Here is a 21,731-nt window from a genome sequence, read left to right on the forward strand (position 1 = left end):
AGCAGGGATTATTGCAGACCGTTGATTTTAAACAAATCCGAGCAAGCTCAGCACGAAGAAATATGCAAGGAAAGAATGCGCGAGGCTTCAATGAGATACCGAAAGTAGTATTTGCGGTAACTAGTATATATAAAGACAGCCATAAAACAACCAATAAATCAAACAGATAACAAATGAACTTCGGAAAGTACGTTAACGAGTTTACCAAAGATTTAGAGTTTAAGAACTACAGTAAGAACACGATAGAAAACTATGCTTCACAAGTAAAGCTATTTTTGGTCGATTTTACAGGCATAGCAACCAAGCCAAGCGAAGTAAATCAGCAGCAAATAAAAGAATGGATCATGCAGGCCAAAACGACCAACACGTGCAAACAAAGGATGTCGGCTTTAAAGCTATTTTATAAATACACAATAAAGCAGCCTCGCAAATTCAGAGGCATTGAATATCCACGATCCGAAAAGCATCTGCCGCAGGTTATTGACAAAGATTTGATCATAAAAAGAATAAATCAGATAAAAAACATCAAGCACAAGGCCATTCTTTCGCTGGCTTTCTCGGTTGGGTTGAGGGTTAGTGAAGTTGTCAACTTAAAAATAGAGGACATTGACTCAACCCGCATGATAATTCACATAAAAAACGCCAAAGGTCGGAAGGACCGAATCGTTCCACTATCCATGAATATTCTTAATTTGTTGAGGGCCTATTTTAAAATACACAGGCCGAAAGTATATCTATTCAACGGCCAAACATCATTGAAATACTCCGTAACATCATGTCAAAAAATATTTAAGCAGCACATCGACAAGAAATCACATTTCCACATCTTACGACATTCATCATTCACCGCCTTGCTCGAAACTGGCACCGATTTACGGATAATACAAAAAATAGCCGGGCACGCATCAAGCAAGACAACAGAAATTTACACCCATGTAACAAACAAAAGCCTATCGAAAGTAACTCTACCTATTTAAGCGAAAAAGCATAAGTGTACGACGGAATTAAAATAGAATGCAAGGTTGACAACCCGCGCAAATGGGAAGAAACACTCCAACTCGTTGGCAGGCATAGTAATGCCACCGGCGAGGTTTTGCCATTACCTTCTGATTGTCATGTATCGGCATGCACATTCAATCGCATTCCAACCCTAACAGGGCACCGTCACACACTTCAAGGATCACTGCACAAGTTTTATAAATCAGGCGGAGAAAACGACGACGACTACAATCTCGCACAAGTTTGCGAGACGTTTAAGAGGCTAGAGAGTCAATTTAGTATCAATCCGCGTTATTCAAAAGTTATTAACTTCGAGTTTGGCGTCAATATAAACCTTCCGCCAGGCGTTTATGCTCAGGATTTTCAAAAGTACCTGGTCGCTGCATATACAAAGCCATTCGAAAAATTAAACCCCAAACGCCCCGCCGTTGGTTACATTGCCGAGTTTCACGACTTTAGTATAAAGGTGTACGATAAAGGATATCTGGCAAAAAATGGTAACACAGATCAAATAAGAGTTGAAATAAAAGTCAACCGCACCCGATGGCTCGACCAGTATGGATTCAATAAAAAGAAAGACTTATACCTATCAGATTTACTCGATCAGGATAACATAAAGATATTAGGCGATATATTAGCACAGAAAGTACGTTCATTGATACTGACACCACGTCAGATTGACACATCAAAACTGTCGCCGAAACAACGCCTCACATTCTACGAATGCAGAGACGCCCGCAGCTGGGAAGAATGGACCTCAAAGCAACGCGAACGCAAACGTAAGCAACTCGCAAGCATTTTCGAAAAAGCAAACCAGCCCGACCCGGTAGACGTATTGGCAAGGCTGGTAAATGAAAAGTGGCAAGAGCTCACCACCATCCGGCCTGTACAACCGGAAGAATCGAAAACACGCAAAAAGGTCCGCATTTCCACTCTTATTGTAGCGGGAATTCGTGACCTTTTGAGGTACTTCCTCAAAAGTCACGAACACGATCACCGACAATTCTATCATGTGCACAGTCCGAGAGGAACGCCGTTACCACGTCCACCCACACCAAACCTATTAACAGGTTTCAGCAGGTGGATAGATTTAAACTGTAGGTCACCGCCTACACACACAATCAACTAGGTAATAACATCCTGTCGGAGCTGATCACTCCGACAGGATTAAACAATAACACAATGAAGAACAACAACCATAAAGAAGAACCATTGTGGTGTAAGATGTACAGAGAGCAAGTAATAAAGCCAGCACAACAACAAAGACAAACACAACAACAAGGCTGGACCGAAGCAAGTAGAGCAGGATTTTACAACACAAAAGCATGGAAGAAGATAAGAGACAAGAGGCGAAACGAGAATCCATTGTGTCAGTTATGTGAGGAAAAGGGAATACTTCGCCCCGGCAAAGTTGTTGACCACATCATCCCTGTTGATGTTGAGCCAGCCAAGGCGCTTGATTACACTAATACGCAGCATATATGTACATCATGCCACAGCTGGAAGACAAAGGAAGACAAGAGAGAGCAGAAGCAACAGGACAAGCTTAACAGAGGCAGAATGCTAATGAAACAGTTTGAAACAAAACACAATACCCCAGGGGGGTAGGTTCAAAACATAACCCATTTTGGAAACCACAAGACAGGAATCGCACTTTTTTTTTGTCAAGGTTGAACCAACGGGGGGTGTCAATCAGGCCAATATTGAACGGGAGGGGGTGCAAAGTTTAACAGTCTGAATATTAAAATATTAACATAAAATAACGTGCGCAAAACGCCATCTAAATAAAATCAAATGTCATTCAATAAAACACAGGTTGAAAGTTTCTTCGAGCGATTAGGTTACGACCTTGAAGTGGTTGAGAAGGGCCGCAAGACAATGGATGCTTTGCGCAAGAGATTTAACAAAATAAAGAAGCAGCTTAAAAACTCTGAAATCGATTACCAGGACACGGACGAAATGCACATCGTTACAATCTGCATGTGTGAAGAAATACAAATGCGTGCTTTGATGGACGTTGTTGCTACCGGCTCAATCATGTATGTTGACAAAGACAAAAAGGTAAAGCAGAAGAACCACTCGATAAGCACCTTCTACCAAATGTCGAAAATGATCAACGACACATCAAAGAAGCTAGGACTATCAGCACTGGATCGCAAGGAGTTGAAAGTTGAAATGCCAATAGAAGACGGAATGCCAGACTAAAAAGAAAGACACATGAACTACTTCAATGGCGAAACAGGACAACCAGAAACAGAAGGACGCGTACATATCCGAATCATTAACGAAGGCGGAAAACTACAAGCGCGACATAGAAAACGGAAATCAAACAGCAAGCAAGTGGATTCAGTTAGCCGTGGCCCGGAGCCGTTCCGACGAGAAACGCGCTGACATTTATTTCAACGTTGAGGCCGTTCGTCGTGTTTACGACTTCTTTTTCTACATCAAGATAAAAGACGGCAAACGCTACGGACGTTTTAATTTAACACCATACCAGGCGTGGATCTTATCCGAGATATTTGGCTGGTTTTACACCGCCGACAAAAGCCGCCGGTTTCGTTACGCCATTCTTTACACAGCGCGGAAGTCAGGCAAAACAGTCTTTTCAGTTGGCATAGAATTATACATGCTAATAAGCGACAGAGAAGCAGACCCCGAAGCCTACCTATGCGCCACCACCCGCGAGCAAGCCGGGCAAGCATTACGCTACACAAAAAATATAGTTAAAAATTCACCCGCATTAAAACGCCGGTTAAAAGTTCAGCAATTCCAAATCCTGTACAACAAGCGGTCCGGCATCCTGAAAGTACTAGCCAACAAGCCCGACTCAAACGACTCGCTTAACCCCTACGTGTTTATCATCGATGAAATGCACGCACACCCCACGCTCGACTTTTTCAACGTGATGAAGTCCGGTGTCATGTCGCGCGAAAACCCGCTCGGCATCATCACCAGCACCGCCGGATTTAACAAAGATTACCCATTCTTTAAAATGGTTGAAACAGGCAAGCGCACACTAGAGGGAGTCATTGACGACGACATTACATTCTACGCACTCTATTGCCTGGACGACGACGACGACATTGAAGACTATGAATGCTGGGTAAAAGCAAACCCCAACATCGGGCAAACCATCAGGCTCGACGCACTTAAAAAAGAATACAGCAAAGCCAAGCTCACCATATCCGAGTTAAACAACTTCATTACCAAAAACCTGAACCGCTATTTAGACGGCTTAGAAAACTGGATTCCCGACGACGTTTACAAAACATGCTTTACTAACATCGCACCGCCAACCGATCAGCGCGTCCAGGCATTTATGGGCATCGACCTGTCGGCCACCCGCGACCTCGCATCCATTGTCATCGTATGGACCGACCCCGCCACCGGCAAGATGTGTGTTATGCCCGAATTCTATTTCCCGCAAAACGAAGTCAAGCGCATACGCGAAAGCGGCATCGACCTGGGCGAGTGGATAAAGAAAGGCTACATCATGGAACACGATAGCCCCACAATAAACCAAGAATTAATTTTTGAGCGCATTAAATACTGGAACACCGTTTTCGAAATCACCCAAATCAATTACGACAAATGGAACTCAGGCTTTATTATTCCCAAGGTTGAGGCAGAACTATACATCATGTGCCAGCACTTCCAGCAACAAACCACCTGGTTTAACTTCCCGCTGAAATACATCGAACGTCTATTCTTTGACGAAGCAATCGCCATGAGCGAAAACCCCGTATTGCGGTGGATGTTCCGAAACATTGTACTCTACTACGACGGCAATGGCAATATTAAGATCATGAAAAACAAATCGCTCGACAGTGTCGACGGCCCCGTCTCGTTAGCCATGGCCATTGGCGGTTGGCTCCAATACAATGGCGACGCTACCGCCGCATTCTTCAAAGAACTAATGGACCAGCAAAAAGGCGACGCCGCATAACCCACCGCCGCGCTTCGATATATTACAACAAAAGCGCGCGAAAATGAACATATTTGCAAGCCTGCTAACTGGTGCATACAACTGGTTGCAAAAAGGCAAAAACCAAGTTTGGCGATGGGGCACCGAACTATTCAGCCTTCCACGAAATGGAGTAACAGGCACCCCCGAAAAAATAGCTACCGTATTCACTTGCTGCCGGATATTATCCGACAACCTGTCGCGCATGCCCCTGTCGGTATTTCTCGACCAAGGCAATGGCCGCATTGAAATGACCCGCCACCGCCTCACCTTTCTATTGAAATACAAACCCAACAATTACCAGTCGGCCAAAACCTTTTGGAGTACTATTGAATTTCACCGCAGTAAATACGGCAACGGACTGGCCCGCGTTTACAAAAACCAGAACACCGGCTACCCTACCTCAATGGAAATCATCCATCCGTCACAATTTAAAGAATACTTCTTTGAAAACGGAATACTCTATTATTCAATCTACAATGTAGGACGCGAGATTTACGAAGATATTCCCGCCACCGAAATACTACACTTTCGCAACATCAGCGAAGACGGCATTATTGGATTCTCGCCACTGGTAGCCATCCAACGACAAACCAACATAAACGAGCGCGCCACCGCTACCATGGACAACTTTTATAAAAACAACGCCATCACCCCAACGGTATTGGAAACCGACATGGTAGGCAACTTGTCAGGACCGGCCGCCGGAACATTAAAAGAGCAAAAAGAACAATTCCAGCGCGAGAACGCCGGGCCTGAGAACGCCGGTAAATGGATGCACCTACCCATGGGGACAAAGGCGAAATCAATCGCCATGCAATTTGTCGACGCCCAATTAATCGACACGTTGAGGTTCACCCGCGAAGACATCAGCTCAGCATACGGCGTATTACTCGGCATGGTCGACGGATCATTCGAAAAAATGGACGTCGAGCAACTCACCACCCTGTTCAAGAACAACACCATGGGCCCAATTGTGGCCGAGTACATGGCCGAAATAAACAGCAAGCTACTCACCTCGCAAGAGCTAACCAGCGGCTTTTCGGTTATGTTCGACGTGCTTTCACTCATAGGCATGGACTATGCCACACTGGTAGCCGGTATTAAAGACCAGGTCGTAAATGGCCTCATGTCGCCAAACGAAGGAGCCAAAAAATTAGGCAACAAACCAATCCCCGGAGAGTGGGCCAACAAACACTACATGCAAGCCCAATACATCCCGCTCGAAAATTACGACAAATACAATACACTCATGAAAGTTGATCCAACCCTCAAATCCAAACCAAATGACAACAGCAAATAAAATAAGCGTAAGAGCCACAAGCGCCGAAAAAATAAGCGTAAGAGAAAACACCGAAGAAGGCAAACGCTACATAGAATGGTACCCGATTGTATTTAACCAACGAAGCAGGTTGATTAGGGAGTATGGCGAAGAATTCTACGAAGTGATTGAGCCATCAGCACCCGAGTCTATTTTACGCGACGAATCAATAAATACAAAAGCTACAGTGGACCACGACCGCAGCAAGATGTTGGGGCGTACCAAGTCGGGAACATTACAATTACGCCAGGACGATCACGGAGTTAAAGCAATCGTTGAGGTACCTAACACAACAGTCGGGAACGACACCTACGAACAAGTAAAGCGCGGCGACTATTTCGAAGGATCATTTATTTACACGATCGCTGAAAATGGCGTTCGTTACGACCGCGCCGAAAAAACACCGGTAAGGTATGTATCTAATTTACGGAATCTAATTGATGTCTCAATAGTTCAGGATGGGGCATTTGCTACAAACGGTGTAGCCATCCGCGGGCTGCTGGAATTTGAAGAAAACCAAAATCAACCCACCTCCGAAAACTCAAACGCCTCGCTCGATATATTAAAGAAAAGAACAGCAATTCACAAATTAAATTCATAGTCAAAATGAAACGATCAGAAGAACTTCGCATCGAAAAAACACAAAAGATCGAACGGATGCAAGCCATTGTCGCCGCAGCCGAAAAAGAGAAAAAACGATCATTGACTGACGACGAACAAGCCGAATGGGACCGTCTCGACGGCGAGGTTCGCAGTCTGACAACCGAAATCCAGCGCGCCGAGCGCATGGAAGAACTCGGGCAATTTACAAGTAAAAAAACAAAGAGCCAGCGTCAGGACACAGACACAGACGACGACGACGACCCCACCCAGCACCAGCGCGATGGAAAAGGTCCATTTATCAAGCGTGAAGCAAAAGTGTACAACCTTGGTAAAGCCATGAAGGAATACACGTCAGCGCGTGGCGATGTTTCACGCCTTACCGGCCTTGAAAAAGAAACGCAGGACGAAATGGCGAGAGGCATTTCATCCGATGGTCTGTTAATTCCGAACAACGTTTTTAAACGTGCAGCAACTTCAAACACAACCACCAATGCCGGTTCTATTGATGTGCAAATCGCCGGTGGGTTATCAGTACTTGACACCGAAGCAGCACTGTATCGCCAAATGGGTTTAACCATTTTGGAAGGATTGCAAGGCACGTTCAAAGTTGGAGCAAAGGCTAAAGATGTAGCCGGGAAATATGCAGAAGGTGCAACAGTTACCGAGACCGGAAACAAAGCCACCTTTAAAACCATGGCCCCAGAGCGCTATGGAATTACCGACACGCAGTCTAAAGAGCTATTGGTTCAGGAAAACCCGGAAGTGCACATGGCCTATCTTAACGACATGATGCGCGGTTGCGATCGCAAAATCACTGCCGAAATATACGCCGTAGCATTAGCCGCAGCAACCGAAGTTGCAGGAGTTGATTTAACCGATCCTGGTTTCCTTTCTTTGATGAAGTCAGTAAACGCCGGTGGCGGTGCTTTTGCCATGAACAGAAACACATTTTTCGACGCGCAAGGCGTAAAGGTAGACACCGGATCAGGTAAATTCCTGACATCAATGAACGGCGACGACAACGGAGTAGGAACAACTCACCGTGGTACTCGTGCGTATTATCACGATTTATTCGCCGATGGAGCAAATCAACAATACTTGCTTTATGGTATCTGGGCCGAAATTTGGTTAGGCATGTGGGGAGCAACCGAAGTACTGTTCAACCCATTCTCTTACCAGAAAGAAGCTGAAATCGAAATTACCGTAAACAAGCTGGCTAAAGCAGTATCGCGCAACGATGCCGCCTTCGTTAAGTCACCAGACTTAGACCCAGCAGCGTAGACCATCCAACACTCGTTATAGTTACAACAACAACAACCCAAAAGGGAAGGGAGAGCCCTTCCCTTTTTTTCATTCACTAAAAAAGCAAACGCCATGATCATTGTTTCCAACGAACCCGAAAAAACAAAAGTAGCCTCACCCATCACGCTCGACGAAGCAAAGGCGCAGCTACAAATTGAAGACTTCGACAACGACGACGATTACATCACAGGATTAATTGACGTAGCCACCGAGTTGGTCGAAGATGACTGTAATGCCGACATGTTGGAAACCACCAACGCACTCGAAGTAAAGCTCAACTGCGGTTTCCAAACCCTTTGGCGCATCATGCAAGCCCCGTTTTTAAGCTTAACAAGCGTTGAGGTTTACGACGGCACCAACTGGACCACTGTAGAAGCATCAACATACGAAGCCGAAAAAGCCTTCCATTATTTCGAAGTTGAGTTTTCGAGCACCCCCGCAGGCAACATCGAGAAAGTACGCTTTACATTTAAAACAGGCTACACCACCGCAAAACTACCCAAGCGCCTAAAACAAGCAGTATTAGTAAAAAGTGCCGACATGTACGACACCGAGCGTCAAAGCTACAACCTGAACAACCTCGCCGAAAACAAAACCTACGAGCGACTAATTGCCAAGCACCGCCGCCGCAATTGGTAAACCTTTAACACGCAAGCACCATGCTACCCGGAAACCAAAGAGACAGGATCGAAATACTCAACGAAGTAGAAGCAGCAAAAGACAGCTATAGCGGGCGCAATAAAAGCTACACCCATGCCTTTTACGACCGCGCCAATATATCGTGGGCCAGTGGTGGCGAGGCCATGATCGGGCGTATGGGAACCGAGAACCGCACCTTTAAAGCAAAAGTACGTTTCCGCATTGGCCGGTTCAACGAGCGCCAGGTAATCGCATGGCGCAGCGAGTACTACAACATTCGCAGCATCGACCCCGACCGCCGCCGAAATTACATGATCCTGACCATTGACCGCATACCCACCGGAACAATAGACATTGTATAACCATGAGCAGCAAAGTAGAACTATTCGGAGTAAAAGAACTAAACGATTTTTTCGGTAAGATGAAGCGCGCCGAACAACGCCGGTTAATACTCGCCAGCTTCCGCATAGGTGCCAAGCCACTCATCACAACAGCCAGGCAATTGCTACGCTCGCGCATGCAAACCAGGTCAACCACGCGCAACCTCGAAAAATCAATCGGGTTTGTAGCAGGTCGCAGCCGTGGCAAGTCCGTATTTATCACCGCCAAAGTTGGCGCCCGCAAGTTCGGAAACTACCGCGGGTTTCACGGTCACCTGTACGACGCCGGAACCACCGAGCGCCAAACCACTGCCGGGCATTCCCGCGGCCGCATGCCCGCATCAAAGTTCTTTACCGACGCCATCAACCAAACCGAACAACAACTCGTCGGGCAAAGCCAGGACCACATGCTCAAAGCACTCGACAAGCTCATACAACGCAATCTTAAAAAAATAAACAAATAGTAATCAACATGATTGGAAAAGCAATAACACAAATTATCACCGAAGACGCAGCCATTCAGGCCATCATTAACGGACGGTTATTTCCGGTATCAGACTACGACCAAGGCGCCCCCGCGATATATTACATTGTACAGGTTACCCCCGACTATGTAAAGAACGGGCCAACCATGCAAGACTGGCGCTTTACGCTGTTAACCATGTGCAAACATTACGATGAAAGCTGGCAACTGGCCTCAAAACTATTGCAGGCATTTAACAAAGCGAACCGAAAAACAAAAGCAAGCATCAAGTTAAACGAAATACACTGTACAAACATAACCGACGACTACGAATTCAACATCAACACCTTTGGTCAGAAGCTTGAATTCACCGTCAACACGGCAAACATTAAAATAACATAGAGTCAAAACCTTAAAAAGACAATACCATGAGTAACCGAAAAATTCAAAGAGGCTCCGATTTAATGGCCTTCCTGCGTGATGGAATCGAAGGCGCGTACACCTATCGGGCCATCGCAGGGCAAACGGGCGTAAGCTTCGACCCACAAGTAGCCGACTACCTCGAAAGTCAGGCAAAGAACCTTAACGGCTGGACCAAACGATTCCCCAGCGGGAAAGACTGGACCGCCTCTGTAGAAATGGACGTCACCGACGAGCTCGATGTTGATGCAAACGAAGTAGACTACAACGAACTGGCCGACGCCAGCCAGGCCGGAACATTGCTCGATTGGGTATTCGCCTGGGTAACCGAGGGAGCAACCCCCGAAGACGCCGTAGTAATTGACACCACCCGACGCATGTGGTACGGGCAAGGCTTTGTCAACCTGCCATTAAGCGGCCCTGCCCGCGACAAGGTAACCACCACGGCAACGATCACCCCATCACTCGCCTTAACAGCAATTGATCCAGCATAGTAGCAACCACGAAAGGCGCATGTGTTTCATGCGCCTTTCGTTAAACCATCACACCAATGAGCACCGAAACCATAAACATACAAGGCACCGACTACAAAATTGGCTTTTCATTTCGAGCCATACGCGAGTTTGAAGAACTCACAAAACGCTCAATAACCAACGCCAACAGCACCTACGACAACCTGCTGTTTTTCTACTCCACACTAAAAGCACTGAACAAAGACTTTCAGATGAATTTAGAGCAGTTTATCGATGAAATGGACAAACGGCCCGACCTCTTAATTCAATTTCAAACCACCCAGACCGAAGCCCAGCAAGCCGAGACAGACCAGCCGGACAATAAAAAAAAAGCGACACTCCGCGAGACTTTTATGTTATGGATGCTTTCGCTATTGCTGTTGGTTTTGCCGGTATGGCTCCCGGTTATTTCTGGGATTTTTGCAGTTCTGCTGAGTTTGAAGCTATTGGTCAAGCTTATCGCGAGTCTTGGGAAAAAGCGCGGCTCCCCATGATCGCCATGGGGCACGATTACCCACTCCCATGGGATAAGGAAACCCGCAAAAAGCCAAAATTCAACGCCAAACAACGGGTATCGCTGGCCGCCCAGGTAACCGACATTATGAACCGAAAGAAAAAAACAGCATAAGCAAACAAAAATGGCAGGCAATAAAGAAACATCAATAGGCATTAAGCTCGTTGCCGATCTTCGCAACTACCAGCAAAGTTTAGGAAAAGCACAATCAACCTCGAAAACCTTTGCAAAAAATGTAACCGCTAACTTTAGTTCGGTAAAATCATCATTCACGAGATTATTGTCCGGCGATCTTACGGCAATGCCTGACTTATTTAAGTCGGCCACAAAATCAATTGCAGGAACCACCAAAGGATTAGGATTTTTAAAGACCGCATTAATCTCTACCGGTATTGGAGCTATTGTCATTGCCGTAGGAGCATTGGCCGCCGCGTTCACATCAACCGAAGAAGGAGCCGCAAAGTTGCGAAAAATCACAATGCCGCTTGGTGTTTTGCTCGGAAACCTAACCGACATTGCCGCCGACTTGGGCGAGAAAATAATCTGGTCATTCGAACACCCCAAAGAAGCAGTACAAGGACTTTGGGAGTTTATAAAAAGCAACTTTGTAACCCGAATAAAAGCACTACCCGAATTAGTACAAGCAGCGTTCAGGGTGATTAAAAGTGTGTTTAACGACGACTCTACAACCGAAGCACTTAAGGAAATGGGCTTAGCCTTTACCCACCTCACCACCGGGCTCGACGATAAAAAGCTAAAAACAGTAACCGAATGGGGAAAGCAAAACAACAAGGAAATGGCGAAGGCGGCGGCGCTGTCTGATAAAATACTTGAAACAGACCAAAAAGAGCGCAAGCAAAAAATTGAAAAAGCAAAACTGGAAGCACAAATAGCCGAACTAAGATTAAAGTCAAGGAAAGAACAATACACCGATCAGGAAGCCGCTATTAAATATTTGAATCAAGCCAACATTTTGCAAGACAAATTATTGCAAACCGACTTAGATATCGCACAAGCCCGTTTGGAAATTCAAAAAGAAAAGAACTCCTACTCCCGGTCAAACGCCGAAAACTTAAACGCCGAAGCCGAACTCGAAGCACAGGTTTACCAGATTCAGGCAGCCCGACAAAATGCAGCCCGACAAATTCAGCGTGAATTAAACACACTCACAAAAAGTTACAACGCCGGATTAGAGAAAACATTAAACACACAAAAAGCGATAAACGCGCAAATTGATGCCGACACCGAAAGCGAATTTACGGTAACCGGTAAATCAGATATCGACATTGAAAAAATTGTTGGTCCGCTTGGAGCAATGCAGGAGCGTATGAGCCAATTACGAGAGCAACAATCGCAAGCCCTGAGCCCGGAGATATGGACCGAATATCAATCGCAAATCGAAGCAACGCAAAAAATGATTGACGAGTTTACGGGCGCTGTGGTCAACACCTCATCAGCCGCCGAAAACGTAGGCATCATGTCGCAATCATTCGGACAACTAGGCTCAGCCATAGGAGGCGCCGCCGGTCATTTCGCCAACATGGCCAGCACTATATTGGGGATGATACCGCAATTAATAACACAACTGGCAGCATTAACAGCCACCGAGGTAGCAGGCTCACAAGCCAAAACCGCCGCCGCCGGATCAGCCGCAATCGCAAAGGGAACCGAGCAATCGCAAAGCGTGCCATTCCCATTTAACCTCATTGCATTGGCCGCCACCGTCGGGTCAATTATTGCAGCCTTAGCCACCAAGCCCCCCGCACTGGCTAGTGGGGGTATAGCCTATGGCGACACCATTGCCCGCGTGGGTGAATACTCCAACGCCCGCGCCAACCCCGAAGTAATCGCCCCGCTCGACAAGTTAAAAAGCATGCTACCAAGCAACAGTGGCGGCACCACCTTCCAGGTAAACAACACCTTCGACGGAGAAAAAATAATAACCACCATTCGCAAACTCGAACGCCGCGAACGACAACGAACATAGATATATTAAAACAAACCAATAAGTATGGCACTCGGACACCGGCTCACCATTGAAGGCGACAACATATATGGCAACACCACAACCGTTAAAGTATGGCTCGAAGGCTATGCCGGACCCGTTGAGGAACGCTCGGGCACCAAAAAAATGCTCACCGTCAAGTGGGGCAGCAAGAGCAAACAAGAGCTGCCAAACATTTACGGCGCCGAGGCTACCGTCGAATTCTATGCCGAAAACGATTATGAATTTCTCGACCTGTATACTGCCAATGCCCGCGACGTATATGTCGAAATATTTAAGAACGACACCGATGTCTTGTTCAAAGGCTTCATTGAGCCCGACAAATGGAGCGAGCCACTAATTTCGCCCCGTTACCCCGTAAGCCTTACCGCCTTCGATGGCTTGGGACTGTTAAAAGACGAAGACTTTACCGACGACCTGAACGAACCCTATTCAGGCGAGAGCACCCCCATTGAAATACTCGCGCTCATACTCGCAAAAACAGGACTATCGTTAAACATCAACACCGCCGTAACCCTGCGCGAGAGCACCCAGGCCACCGGCGCCGACCCCTTAACGCAATACAAAAAAGAATTACTCACTTACGAAGATAAAAGCTGTTACGAAGTACTCGAACAACTGTTCAGGCCCTTCCGCATTATGCAACGCAATGGCCAGTGGTGGATCATCAGCAACGACCAATGGAACAAAACCACCGTAAGCTACTACACCTACACCTCGGCAGGTACAGCCGCAGGCAGCGGAACGCTAAACCCACAAACCGCGCAAGAATGGTCATTCCTTGGTATTGCCAATATGGACGTCAGTCCGGCGCTCAAACAAATGACCATCAAGCAAGACTACGGCTACAAATCGAACCTCATTGAGAACGGCAGTTTTACATCCCTCGAAAATGGTAATTTTGAAGACTGGACATTTATAGGCACCACACCGCAGCAGCGGATATACGACGATAAAGGCAACAAGTTTATCTATATACCGGGAAAAGAAGCAGTGCCCGGCGAAAGTTGGGACACCTATTCGCATACCAAATACGGAGTAACCGACGCCATACGCGTTTATGCAACAACAGCAATACCAACCTTATCATTATCCTATGCACTTATGGGAGCCACAGGAGCTAGTGCATTTATGTATTTCGGAATTGAACTGATTGGAGACGGAGGCACCCGCTACGTCATTAAACCAACTTACAACTACCCGTTTGACCTCGACATTTATTACGAGTGGGCCCCCGAGCCAACACTGAAATACGGCATTCCAATTGATGCATATGTAAACAGGTTTAAAAAAAGCATTTTTGACGGTGGCGGCTGGGAAACTGAAATAAAAAGGAAGGTAATAACCGCATACCCGTTTGATGAAGTTGCAGAGCATTTTAAGCAATTAGACATTAGCCTGAAAGAAGGAATACCGGAAACAGGGCAGCTCAGGTTTTATTTATACCTGGCCGACAGCTCAGCTGCCGAGGTGGCGGGTTCTTGCTTCAGGGAACTAGGCTTAAAATTTGCCGACGAAAACAACGAAGAACTACCAACCGACCGCGAGTTATTACTAACCAACAACCCTAAAAACAACTACACGCCCGACGATCTGGAAGTTCTGAACGGCGATTTGCCCGACATACCGAACAACCTGATAATCTATCAAGGCGGATTTGTATTAACCGACGATACCCCCTCCGCCTTATGGAAGCTCGACGGAGTTGCAGGTACCTACACCTACGCCGAAATAGTAGCCCGGTTAATTGCTAGCAGCATGCGCCAACCCGTACAAACGTACGATTGTGCCCTTCTTAAAATGCTGCCCGGCACCGACATGGTAATCTCCGACCCCGACAACAGCGACAAACTACTTGTTGAGGCGGGAATCACCTACAACGACCGCAACCAAACCATTGAAGGCCGTTACATAGAAGTCCTGTCGGTTAATTTAGCAGCCTTCACCGTAGGCGAAAAAATCAACTACACCAAAAGCAGCAATGCAAATTCGGGAAGTGGCGGTCAAAAGGTTGTGAACACCGACGAAATGGTTGGCTTTATTACCCCCGAATTTCAGAAGGTGAACCAACCCGGGCGACTAAACGCTGACTATTTCGAAGGCATCGAAGATTCCGTAACAGGCTTGGTAGAAATACATCCCTTAACCCGCTTAATTCACGATAATGTTACCGACCGTATCAACCCCATTGCCACCGGCGACAACTCCATTGCTATTGGTGAGGGTACCGAGGCCGCCGCATTTCGGGAGGTCGCTATCGGTTCGTTTCCTACGCAGGTGGCAGGCACTGCCGATAGCTGGGTAGATACCGACCGCCTCGTAGTGGTTGGTGTGGGTGAGGACGATTTAAACCGAGCCGACGCGCACACGATTTTTAAAAGCGGCTACCAGGTAGCCACCAACGCCATAGCCATAGCCGACTATGTACACGGCGCCGAGCTGCCTGTAGATGGCTCCCTGCAATTTAAAGCAAGCACCGCCGAATTTCAGGGCTACCACTCGGCCGCATGGCATCACCTATGGACCGATGCCGATTTTACCCAAGCCGACATAGATAATTGGGCGAACGTGCGGTTAGATGAAATACAAGACCCCGCGGCCGACACGCTGTTGAGCATGGGCGGAAACCTCGTTGAGTGGCGGTTTACCAACCCCATTGGCGGCATGCTCATTAACATGACAGGCGGATGGAGCGGACATGTATTTGAAGTGTTTGACAACAGCACGGTACCCAATGGCGCCGCGGGCGACCACCTGCTGCACATGGAAACCAGCCGCATAAACGTACTGCCCGCCCACCTCATAAACAGCGCTGGCGGCAATGCCCTGCGCGTAGAAGGCACCAGCCAGTTTACAGGCACCGTAACCGTAACAGGCACCGTAACCCATGCCGACGCTACCCTTGATACCCAAAGTGCCACACTCGGGCAAGTCAACAACCTGATAACCGCCGCCGCCCACCCCGCCGCCTCGCTTGTGAGCGATGATACGGCAATACTAAGCTTGAACGAAAGTACTCAGGAGTTGAGTTTTGTGAGTAGTAATTTGGCGAAGTTGGATGCAACAAGTCATAATTTTACGGGAACTGGAAGCCATACCTTTGCGGGGGAATTAGGCATAAATACAACAAGCCCAGATGCACCATTGGATGTTGTTGGAACCGGATATCCAGTCGGACTATTCAGGCGAACAACAACTGTTACGGGGGGTGATTTGAATTCAACGGCAGGGATTGCAAGTGGCTACAGTCTTAGAACAGTAACATCTGGAGATATGTTTGATGGATTTGGAGGCGGTGTTATATTTTCAGTTCAAGACGACTCATCACCGACAGGGGTAACGCAGGGGACGCTCAGCCGAATTTATTCACGTAGAGATGGAGCAGACGATAGGGGCTTGCTTCAGTTTTTTACAACTGGAATCACTGGAAATACCCCAACTATGACTCTTAGGAACTCAGGGGATGTGGGTATAGGAACGGTGACACCAAACACTACTTTAGACGTAAATGGCGAAATATCAAAGGAAGGAACGCAATTATTATTAGACGCCCACAAATCCGGCAGTCTAGGCGCCGCCGGTCAATTCTACATAAGTAACGGTTCAACATCAACCCCCGTTTGGACTTCGCCCGGCTCGATTAATATTTCAGGCTTTAATAACGATGCCGGATACCTCACAGGCTACACCGAAACTGACCCCGTTTGGACAGCCGAAAAATCAAACTATTACACCTCAGCACAAGTTAACGCTTTGCCGGTATCTACGTTTACAAACGATGCAGGCTACATCACCTCGGCACCAACTTACACAGAAGGTACGGGCATCGACATAACCGGATCAATTATTTCGATGGATATTAACGGGCTAACGGCAATAATAGACCCGAGCACCTCGCTCGATTACATTCCTATTTACGACGCCAGTGCGGGGGGTATTCGGAAGATTGCACCGCTATACCTATACAGCTGGAATCTCTATGTTGACGACTCGAACAAAGGCACCATTTCAAAAAGCGAAAATGTCAACTTTAAAGCAGGTTCCGGCATGTCGCTTGTTTATTCATCAACAAACAATACGATAACATTCAACGCATCAGCAAGCAGTTACAGCGAAGGATCAGGCATCGACATAACGGGCGGCACCATTTCGCTCGACATTGCCGGGCTCACCAATACAGCACCAACAAGCGACGCGGTAAGCCTTGCCTTTTACGACAGCTTTTATGGCACCAACCGCCGAATGACACTTGCCACATTAGGCGCAGCCATCGACGTAAACAACGCCTTCGAGTTACAAGGGCGAACAGTAGCAACCACAGCGCCAACCTCGGGGCAGGTATTAGGCTGGAACGGCACCAGCTGGACACCAACAACGGTTAGTGGAGGCAGTGGCCTGTGGCAGGATTTAACAGGCGTGATAGCCCAAGCCGACCCAACCGACCTGGTGCGCGTTGGTACAACGTCGGCAATAGGCACCGCCGACCTGCAAGTAAGCGGAACCGTTGCACTCACCGCCGGGCTTCGGTTTTTCTCGCTCGGCAAATGGAGCCAGATTGACGCTATTTCGAGCGCGGGTATTATGCGGATTAGCGTAAATGCGAGCTCCGAGGTCGGCACCTATAGCGAAGGGTTGAGGCTCGATGGTCCAAACGCACGGGTAACCTGCGGCTTGGAAAAATTTAAAGTTCCTGTTCGCACCTCAGACCCTAGTGGAGAGGTTGGCGATATATATTACAACACATCAACCGGCAAGTTCAGGGGATACGCCTCGGCCGGATGGGTAAATTTGAATTAGTATCAACCAAATAATTAAATAATCATGATTACACAAACAAGCACACGAGGAATCGTAAAGCCGGAAGGCATCGACAACGTAGAAGCAAACTTAACCGCCAACAGCGCCGAGGTAAGTATTGATTTGCATTTGAATGCCCGCATTGCATTTAACCGCGAAACGGGCGAATTTGTCATTACCGGGCAGGCCGAACACATCAGCACCGCGCTACTCGACCAGCTAAAAGCCGAAGTATTGACCTTAAACGAATCACTCACCTTTTAAATTGAACCAGTAAAATGAAAAACGAAGAAATTAAACTGCAACTGCAAAAATTGAAATCAGCCGACTTTAACAACATCGCCGACTTTGAGTTTCAATACATTCTGGGAAAAAACATCAAGCGACTGGAACGAGCCGAGAAAGACATTGGCGAAGCAATTTTAAAAGCCCGCGATAAAGAGCTAGTCGAATGGATGGATGCGCACAAAGAAGGAGCCGATAAAGCGCAAAACGACTACATCAATGGTAAGATGAAGGCAGCCCGCGAAGCAGGACACGAAAGGTTCACCTATTCGCAAACCGAAATGGAAGCCGCCGAAACCGACTTTTACGCCAAGCAAAAAGGCTGGTCGAAAGTTAAGCCCCTGCACCAAAAGTGGCGCGAGCACATCAAGCTGGCCATGATGAATAAAAGCGACTTTGAGCCGCACTATTTTAACATCGAAAAGTTGAAAGGGTTACAGCTAAACCAAAGCCAAACAATGGCCATTTGGGAGCTGATAAAACCCGAGGAGGACGGGGAGTAAAAAACACACAGTCGCCCATCAATTATTTTGGGCGACTGTGTAGCAAATATATTAAAGTAAACAATATGGAGTTGATCGTAAAATTAGCCATCGCGCTGACCTCAATAACAGTAACAGTAGTATTTGCGATTATCGGGTTTTTCATTGTCAAGTATTTCAAAGACCAGGACACCCGCGACGAAAAGCAAACCGAAGCAATAGCGACGTTAAACGATACCTCGAAAACCCTTCGTGCCGCGGTTGAAGTACTTAAAACAAAGCAAACAATTTACGAAACCTATTGCGACAAAAATCATTCAGTTGTTAATCATCGTCTTCACTCACACGATGAAAAATTAAATGAGCACGACAAAGACATCTCCATTTTAAAGACAAAAGTAGGATGAGAATAAAAGACCAGTCAGTAAAAGTAAAAGGCATCACTCCCGAGATACTTTTGGCCGGAATGATAGCCGACCAGGTATGTCGCGATCATGGCGAAGAGGTAGTTATAACCAGCGGTGTAGATGGCAAACACTCCCTCACCTCGCTGCACTACTCAGGCAATGCCATTGACATTCGCACCCGTTTTTTCAGCAAGGCAGAAGCGCAGCAAGTACGCAGCGAAATAAAAGAGCGCCTCGGCATCGACTACGATGTGATACAGGAAGCCGACCACATACATATTGAATTTCAACCCCGTTACCGATGAAAAAGATTTTCGAAAAATTAAAACAAGCATGGCAGTGGCTCGATGGTAAAAAAACAACCTTAGGAGCAGCCGCCGGAACCGGTTTGTTTATCGCAAACCTCGTTAAGCCCGGATTAATACCAAATTCGACCTATGTAGAAGTACAGGCAGTCATTTCGATGTGGACCGGCTTTGGTCTGTTCAGTAAAGCAAAAAAACAAAAATGGTAGCAGACGGCAAAGACCTTACCCAAAAGCAAATTGACGGAATGATTAAACGTTCATTCCGATTAAAAATAAAATTCAGCACAATAAAAAAACTCTTTAAAAATCGAAAACATGGACGGAAAAGTATTCACACCCGAAACAAAAAAACTGATCGCTAAAGCAGGCGACGACATGATTAAATTACCATTTTACGCGGAGCCATTCGACGGACCGGCGTTAAAGATTGTATTAAACTTTTTGGATGAAAAGGCCGACAAATTCATTCCCGACGACATCGATCCGTTGTTAAACCAGTCGATCAACATGGCATTCGAAGGCAATTACAGCGAAGCCTCAGAACTGGCAGGCACCGCACTTAACAAGGTAATTGACATACCCCTGTTGGAAGAAGACACCGAGCAAGTTATGTTTGTTGATGGAGTCCGGTTCATCATCAGGCTGGTAAAAAACTGGATTGAAAAGAAAAAAGCAGCATAGTTTAGTTTCAGGTTTATTGGTTAGAAGTCCGTCACGAGTTGGCGGGCTTTTTTTTTGGCTTATAATTAATCACCGCATCAATCACCTGTCGGTTCGCTTTGTCAATCAACTCGCGGTCCAGATCGATATATATGTCCGTCACCGTATTATCTCCATGCCCCAATGCACTGCGAATATCATCTTTACTCACACCGATGTTTCGCGCAATACTGGCCCATGAGTGCCGCGCGTAGTAAGTCGTCAGTTTCGGAACATTCAACTCGCTTGCCAGTTCGCGCATGGCCGAAGTTGCATACTTTTTAAAGCTATTGTACACCTTCATCCGGTCGCCATAGAACAACAATCTATTTTTACCCTTGTATTTTTTGAGCAGCGCCATCGCTTCAGGCTCCAATTTAATACTGTAATGTTTGCCACCCTTCCGCCGCCGGTATTCGATCCGGCCATCATGCACCGCCTCGAGGTAAAACAAATCGATCAGGTTAATGCCAATTAAAAAGAAGATCAGAAAGAACAAGTCGCGAGCCTCCGTATTTTTGAGCCCCTTTTTGTGATACAGAGCATGGAGAAATTCAATAGAAAAATTACGCTTAGCCGTTTTTTCGTGCATCACTTTAAACTTTCGAAACGGGTAATCGCCCAGCGTAACCCCCGGCAACTCATCATCATCAATCGCCGCATTAAACACCGCCCGGATATTTCGAAATTCAATTGACCGGGTATTAGCCGAGTTTCCCCGGTTGATCATCCACAAGTCGAACCGATTCAACCAGCTCACCGAAAGATCAGCAAACATCAGCGGAGCCCCTTTTTGAAACGCTAATATCTTTCGCCTTGTAATACCGTATATTTCTGCGGTTCGTTTATTGGTTGCCCGCTTTCGCACCTCAAACGCTTCCATATAATCAAGAAACGAATCGCTCACCACTAGATCACTATCAGAGCATGCCACCTCAATACGTCGTTTCAAATCAGTTAAGCTCAGCCGCCTGATTAATGCGGTACCGTTTAACTGTTCAATAACCTCAGTAGCCTTGCTTAGTCGCTTATTAATGTCGGCATTGGCCCGCGCCACATTAGCAATACCCGGACAACGCTTTTTAATTTGTCCGTTCTCCCAATAATCCTTTGGAATAGCATAAGGAGTTTTAATCGTTGTTTTACTTGATTTGTGGCCAATTTGTAGCCGAATAGCAAAGCGCCCGCCTTTCGTTGGTCGGAGTTCATCCAAAAACAATTTTACCGTAGCCATACAACATCGTATTTTTTACCCGTTTTTTACCCGTTCTACTCATTAAAGATACGGTTTAAATAGACAAAAATGCAACTAAGCATAAAAAGTACCCACCCACAAAAAAACCCTGCAACAGCCGCTTTCACGATTATTGCAGGGTTTTTAACAGTGTCGGGATGACAAGATTTGAACTTGCGACCCCTCGCCCCCCAGACGAGTACGCTACCAGACTGCGCCACATCCCGATTATTCCTTCTACCTAAAACCAAGCATCCAGCTGATTTTACTGAAGTGCTTGCAAAAGTATATAAAGCGGCGAATTCTGCAAAATTAATTTCGACTATTAAAATCATTTTTCAATAGTCTACATCTATCACACCTTCATTATTATTGATTGATCAAATGTTGTAAATATC

General features: G+C 46.6%; 25 protein-coding genes and 1 tRNA gene. 24 read left to right on the top strand and 2 right to left on the bottom strand.

The window, feature by feature from the left end:
- The first annotated feature begins 173 nt into the window (after window positions 1-173).
- From GR929_RS16260 to GR929_RS16375, 24 genes are all read left to right on the top strand, one after another.
- Window positions 174-977 (top strand): tyrosine-type recombinase/integrase, encoded by an 804-nt coding sequence (locus GR929_RS16260; protein WP_159521719.1) that lies wholly within the window; start codon window positions 174-176, stop codon window positions 975-977.
- A 14-nt stretch (window positions 978-991) separates the two neighbouring features.
- Entirely contained in the window at window positions 992-2,128 is a 1,137-nt protein-coding gene (locus GR929_RS16265; RefSeq protein WP_159521721.1) for a hypothetical protein, read from the top strand.
- 53 nt (window positions 2,129-2,181) lie between these two features.
- Complete coding sequence (locus tag GR929_RS16270; protein ID WP_159521723.1) at window positions 2,182-2,607, top strand: HNH endonuclease signature motif containing protein; 426 nt, start codon at window positions 2,182-2,184, stop codon at window positions 2,605-2,607.
- 186 nt (window positions 2,608-2,793) lie between these two features.
- Window positions 2,794-3,204, top strand: coding sequence for a P27 family phage terminase small subunit (locus GR929_RS16275; RefSeq protein ID WP_159521725.1), 411 nt, complete (start codon window positions 2,794-2,796; stop codon window positions 3,202-3,204).
- Between the two features lie 12 nt (window positions 3,205-3,216).
- Complete coding sequence (locus tag GR929_RS16280) at window positions 3,217-3,390, top strand: hypothetical protein (protein WP_159521727.1); 174 nt, start codon at window positions 3,217-3,219, stop codon at window positions 3,388-3,390.
- On the top strand, window positions 3,356-4,945 hold the full coding sequence (locus GR929_RS16285; RefSeq protein ID WP_159521729.1) for a terminase large subunit: 1,590 nt from the start codon (window positions 3,356-3,358) through the stop codon (window positions 4,943-4,945). Before GR929_RS16280 ends, GR929_RS16285 begins: the two co-directional genes overlap by 35 nt.
- 43 nt (window positions 4,946-4,988) lie before the next feature.
- Window positions 4,989-6,266, top strand: coding sequence for a phage portal protein (locus GR929_RS16290; RefSeq protein WP_159521731.1), 1,278 nt, complete (start codon window positions 4,989-4,991; stop codon window positions 6,264-6,266).
- On the top strand, window positions 6,250-6,885 hold the full coding sequence (locus GR929_RS16295) for an HK97 family phage prohead protease (RefSeq protein ID WP_159521733.1): 636 nt from the start codon (window positions 6,250-6,252) through the stop codon (window positions 6,883-6,885). Before GR929_RS16290 ends, GR929_RS16295 begins: the two co-directional genes overlap by 17 nt.
- 5 nt (window positions 6,886-6,890) lie before the next feature.
- On the top strand, window positions 6,891-8,168 hold the full coding sequence (locus GR929_RS16300; protein WP_159521735.1) for a hypothetical protein: 1,278 nt from the start codon (window positions 6,891-6,893) through the stop codon (window positions 8,166-8,168).
- 93 nt (window positions 8,169-8,261) lie between these two features.
- Window positions 8,262-8,828: a head-tail connector protein gene (locus GR929_RS16305; protein ID WP_159521736.1), complete on the top strand. Its 567-nt coding sequence runs from the start codon at window positions 8,262-8,264 to the stop codon at window positions 8,826-8,828.
- Window positions 8,829-8,848: 20 nt separating this feature from the next.
- Window positions 8,849-9,190: a phage head completion protein gene (locus tag GR929_RS16310; RefSeq protein ID WP_159521738.1), complete on the top strand. Its 342-nt coding sequence runs from the start codon at window positions 8,849-8,851 to the stop codon at window positions 9,188-9,190.
- A 2-nt stretch (window positions 9,191-9,192) separates the two neighbouring features.
- Window positions 9,193-9,672, top strand: coding sequence for a hypothetical protein (locus tag GR929_RS16315; protein ID WP_159521740.1), 480 nt, complete (start codon window positions 9,193-9,195; stop codon window positions 9,670-9,672).
- 8 nt (window positions 9,673-9,680) lie between these two features.
- Complete coding sequence (locus GR929_RS16320; RefSeq protein WP_159521742.1) at window positions 9,681-10,073, top strand: hypothetical protein; 393 nt, start codon at window positions 9,681-9,683, stop codon at window positions 10,071-10,073.
- A gap of 26 nt (window positions 10,074-10,099) precedes the next feature.
- On the top strand, window positions 10,100-10,585 hold the full coding sequence (locus tag GR929_RS16325; RefSeq protein ID WP_159521744.1) for a hypothetical protein: 486 nt from the start codon (window positions 10,100-10,102) through the stop codon (window positions 10,583-10,585).
- A 56-nt stretch (window positions 10,586-10,641) separates the two neighbouring features.
- Entirely contained in the window at window positions 10,642-11,097 is a 456-nt protein-coding gene (locus GR929_RS16330; protein WP_159521745.1) for a hypothetical protein, read from the top strand.
- Window positions 11,094-11,231 carry a hypothetical protein gene (locus GR929_RS16335; protein WP_159521747.1) on the top strand — a complete coding sequence of 46 codons (138 nt, stop codon included), beginning with the start codon at window positions 11,094-11,096 and terminating at the stop codon, window positions 11,229-11,231. The genes GR929_RS16330 and GR929_RS16335 overlap by 4 nt, the downstream gene beginning before the upstream one ends.
- A 10-nt stretch (window positions 11,232-11,241) precedes the next feature.
- Window positions 11,242-13,104 (top strand): coiled-coil domain-containing protein, encoded by a 1,863-nt coding sequence (locus tag GR929_RS16340; RefSeq protein WP_159521749.1) that lies wholly within the window; start codon window positions 11,242-11,244, stop codon window positions 13,102-13,104.
- Window positions 13,105-13,128: 24 nt separating this feature from the next.
- Window positions 13,129-17,919, top strand: a complete 4,791-nt coding sequence (locus GR929_RS16345) for a hypothetical protein (protein WP_159521751.1) — start codon at window positions 13,129-13,131, stop codon at window positions 17,917-17,919.
- Between the two features lie 24 nt (window positions 17,920-17,943).
- Window positions 17,944-18,183, top strand: coding sequence for a hypothetical protein (locus GR929_RS16350; RefSeq protein WP_159521753.1), 240 nt, complete (start codon window positions 17,944-17,946; stop codon window positions 18,181-18,183).
- 14 nt (window positions 18,184-18,197) lie between these two features.
- On the top strand, window positions 18,198-18,707 hold the full coding sequence (locus tag GR929_RS16355) for a hypothetical protein (RefSeq protein WP_159521755.1): 510 nt from the start codon (window positions 18,198-18,200) through the stop codon (window positions 18,705-18,707).
- Window positions 18,708-18,772: 65 nt separating this feature from the next.
- Window positions 18,773-19,093: a hypothetical protein gene (locus GR929_RS16360; RefSeq protein ID WP_159521757.1), complete on the top strand. Its 321-nt coding sequence runs from the start codon at window positions 18,773-18,775 to the stop codon at window positions 19,091-19,093.
- Complete coding sequence (locus GR929_RS16365; protein WP_159521759.1) at window positions 19,090-19,398, top strand: hypothetical protein; 309 nt, start codon at window positions 19,090-19,092, stop codon at window positions 19,396-19,398. Before GR929_RS16360 ends, GR929_RS16365 begins: the two co-directional genes overlap by 4 nt.
- Window positions 19,395-19,607, top strand: a complete 213-nt coding sequence (locus GR929_RS16370) for a hypothetical protein (RefSeq protein WP_159521761.1) — start codon at window positions 19,395-19,397, stop codon at window positions 19,605-19,607. The genes GR929_RS16365 and GR929_RS16370 overlap by 4 nt, the downstream gene beginning before the upstream one ends.
- Window positions 19,608-19,715: 108 nt before the next feature.
- Window positions 19,716-20,081, top strand: a complete 366-nt coding sequence (locus tag GR929_RS16375; RefSeq protein WP_159521763.1) for a hypothetical protein — start codon at window positions 19,716-19,718, stop codon at window positions 20,079-20,081.
- 31 nt (window positions 20,082-20,112) lie between these two features.
- Here the strand turns inward: GR929_RS16375 and GR929_RS16380 are convergent, their stop codons facing one another.
- Both GR929_RS16380 and GR929_RS16385 read right to left on the bottom strand, forming a co-directional pair.
- On the bottom strand, window positions 20,113-21,333 hold the full coding sequence (locus GR929_RS16380) for a tyrosine-type recombinase/integrase (protein ID WP_159521765.1): 1,221 nt from the start codon (window positions 21,331-21,333) through the stop codon (window positions 20,113-20,115).
- Window positions 21,334-21,486: 153 nt separating this feature from the next.
- Window positions 21,487-21,560 (bottom strand) — tRNA-Pro (locus tag GR929_RS16385).
- Window positions 21,561-21,731 lie beyond the last annotated feature (171 nt).

It is taken from the genome of Sunxiuqinia indica (assembly GCF_009847015.1).
Taxonomy (GTDB): Bacteria; Bacteroidota; Bacteroidia; order Bacteroidales; family Prolixibacteraceae; genus Sunxiuqinia; species Sunxiuqinia indica.

What these genes read in the sequence shown, in the direction of transcription:
- GR929_RS16295 (WP_159521733.1), top strand. Translation starts at nt 6,250, where the DNA reads ATGACAACAGCAAATAAAATAAGCGTAAGAGCCACAAGCGCCGAAAAA.
- GR929_RS16340 (WP_159521749.1), top strand. Translation starts at nt 11,242, where the DNA reads ATGGCAGGCAATAAAGAAACATCAATAGGCATTAAGCTCGTTGCCGAT.
- GR929_RS16380 (WP_159521765.1), bottom strand. Translation starts at nt 21,333, where the DNA reads ATGGCTACGGTAAAATTGTTTTTGGATGAACTCCGACCAACGAAAGGC.
- GR929_RS16315 (WP_159521740.1), top strand. Translation starts at nt 9,193, where the DNA reads ATGAGCAGCAAAGTAGAACTATTCGGAGTAAAAGAACTAAACGATTTT.
- GR929_RS16290 (WP_159521731.1), top strand. Translation starts at nt 4,989, where the DNA reads ATGAACATATTTGCAAGCCTGCTAACTGGTGCATACAACTGGTTGCAA.
- GR929_RS16345 (WP_159521751.1), top strand. Translation starts at nt 13,129, where the DNA reads ATGGCACTCGGACACCGGCTCACCATTGAAGGCGACAACATATATGGC.
- GR929_RS16350 (WP_159521753.1), top strand. Translation starts at nt 17,944, where the DNA reads ATGATTACACAAACAAGCACACGAGGAATCGTAAAGCCGGAAGGCATC.
- GR929_RS16360 (WP_159521757.1), top strand. Translation starts at nt 18,773, where the DNA reads ATGGAGTTGATCGTAAAATTAGCCATCGCGCTGACCTCAATAACAGTA.
- GR929_RS16300 (WP_159521735.1), top strand. Translation starts at nt 6,891, where the DNA reads ATGAAACGATCAGAAGAACTTCGCATCGAAAAAACACAAAAGATCGAA.
- GR929_RS16370 (WP_159521761.1), top strand. Translation starts at nt 19,395, where the DNA reads ATGAAAAAGATTTTCGAAAAATTAAAACAAGCATGGCAGTGGCTCGAT.
- GR929_RS16305 (WP_159521736.1), top strand. Translation starts at nt 8,262, where the DNA reads ATGATCATTGTTTCCAACGAACCCGAAAAAACAAAAGTAGCCTCACCC.
- GR929_RS16270 (WP_159521723.1), top strand. Translation starts at nt 2,182, where the DNA reads ATGAAGAACAACAACCATAAAGAAGAACCATTGTGGTGTAAGATGTAC.
- GR929_RS16320 (WP_159521742.1), top strand. Translation starts at nt 9,681, where the DNA reads ATGATTGGAAAAGCAATAACACAAATTATCACCGAAGACGCAGCCATT.
- GR929_RS16365 (WP_159521759.1), top strand. Translation starts at nt 19,090, where the DNA reads ATGAGAATAAAAGACCAGTCAGTAAAAGTAAAAGGCATCACTCCCGAG.
- GR929_RS16280 (WP_159521727.1), top strand. Translation starts at nt 3,217, where the DNA reads ATGAACTACTTCAATGGCGAAACAGGACAACCAGAAACAGAAGGACGC.
- GR929_RS16325 (WP_159521744.1), top strand. Translation starts at nt 10,100, where the DNA reads ATGAGTAACCGAAAAATTCAAAGAGGCTCCGATTTAATGGCCTTCCTG.
- GR929_RS16310 (WP_159521738.1), top strand. Translation starts at nt 8,849, where the DNA reads ATGCTACCCGGAAACCAAAGAGACAGGATCGAAATACTCAACGAAGTA.
- GR929_RS16260 (WP_159521719.1), top strand. Translation starts at nt 174, where the DNA reads ATGAACTTCGGAAAGTACGTTAACGAGTTTACCAAAGATTTAGAGTTT.
- GR929_RS16355 (WP_159521755.1), top strand. Translation starts at nt 18,198, where the DNA reads ATGAAAAACGAAGAAATTAAACTGCAACTGCAAAAATTGAAATCAGCC.
- GR929_RS16275 (WP_159521725.1), top strand. Translation starts at nt 2,794, where the DNA reads ATGTCATTCAATAAAACACAGGTTGAAAGTTTCTTCGAGCGATTAGGT.
- GR929_RS16375 (WP_159521763.1), top strand. Translation starts at nt 19,716, where the DNA reads ATGGACGGAAAAGTATTCACACCCGAAACAAAAAAACTGATCGCTAAA.
- GR929_RS16335 (WP_159521747.1), top strand. Translation starts at nt 11,094, where the DNA reads ATGATCGCCATGGGGCACGATTACCCACTCCCATGGGATAAGGAAACC.
- GR929_RS16330 (WP_159521745.1), top strand. Translation starts at nt 10,642, where the DNA reads ATGAGCACCGAAACCATAAACATACAAGGCACCGACTACAAAATTGGC.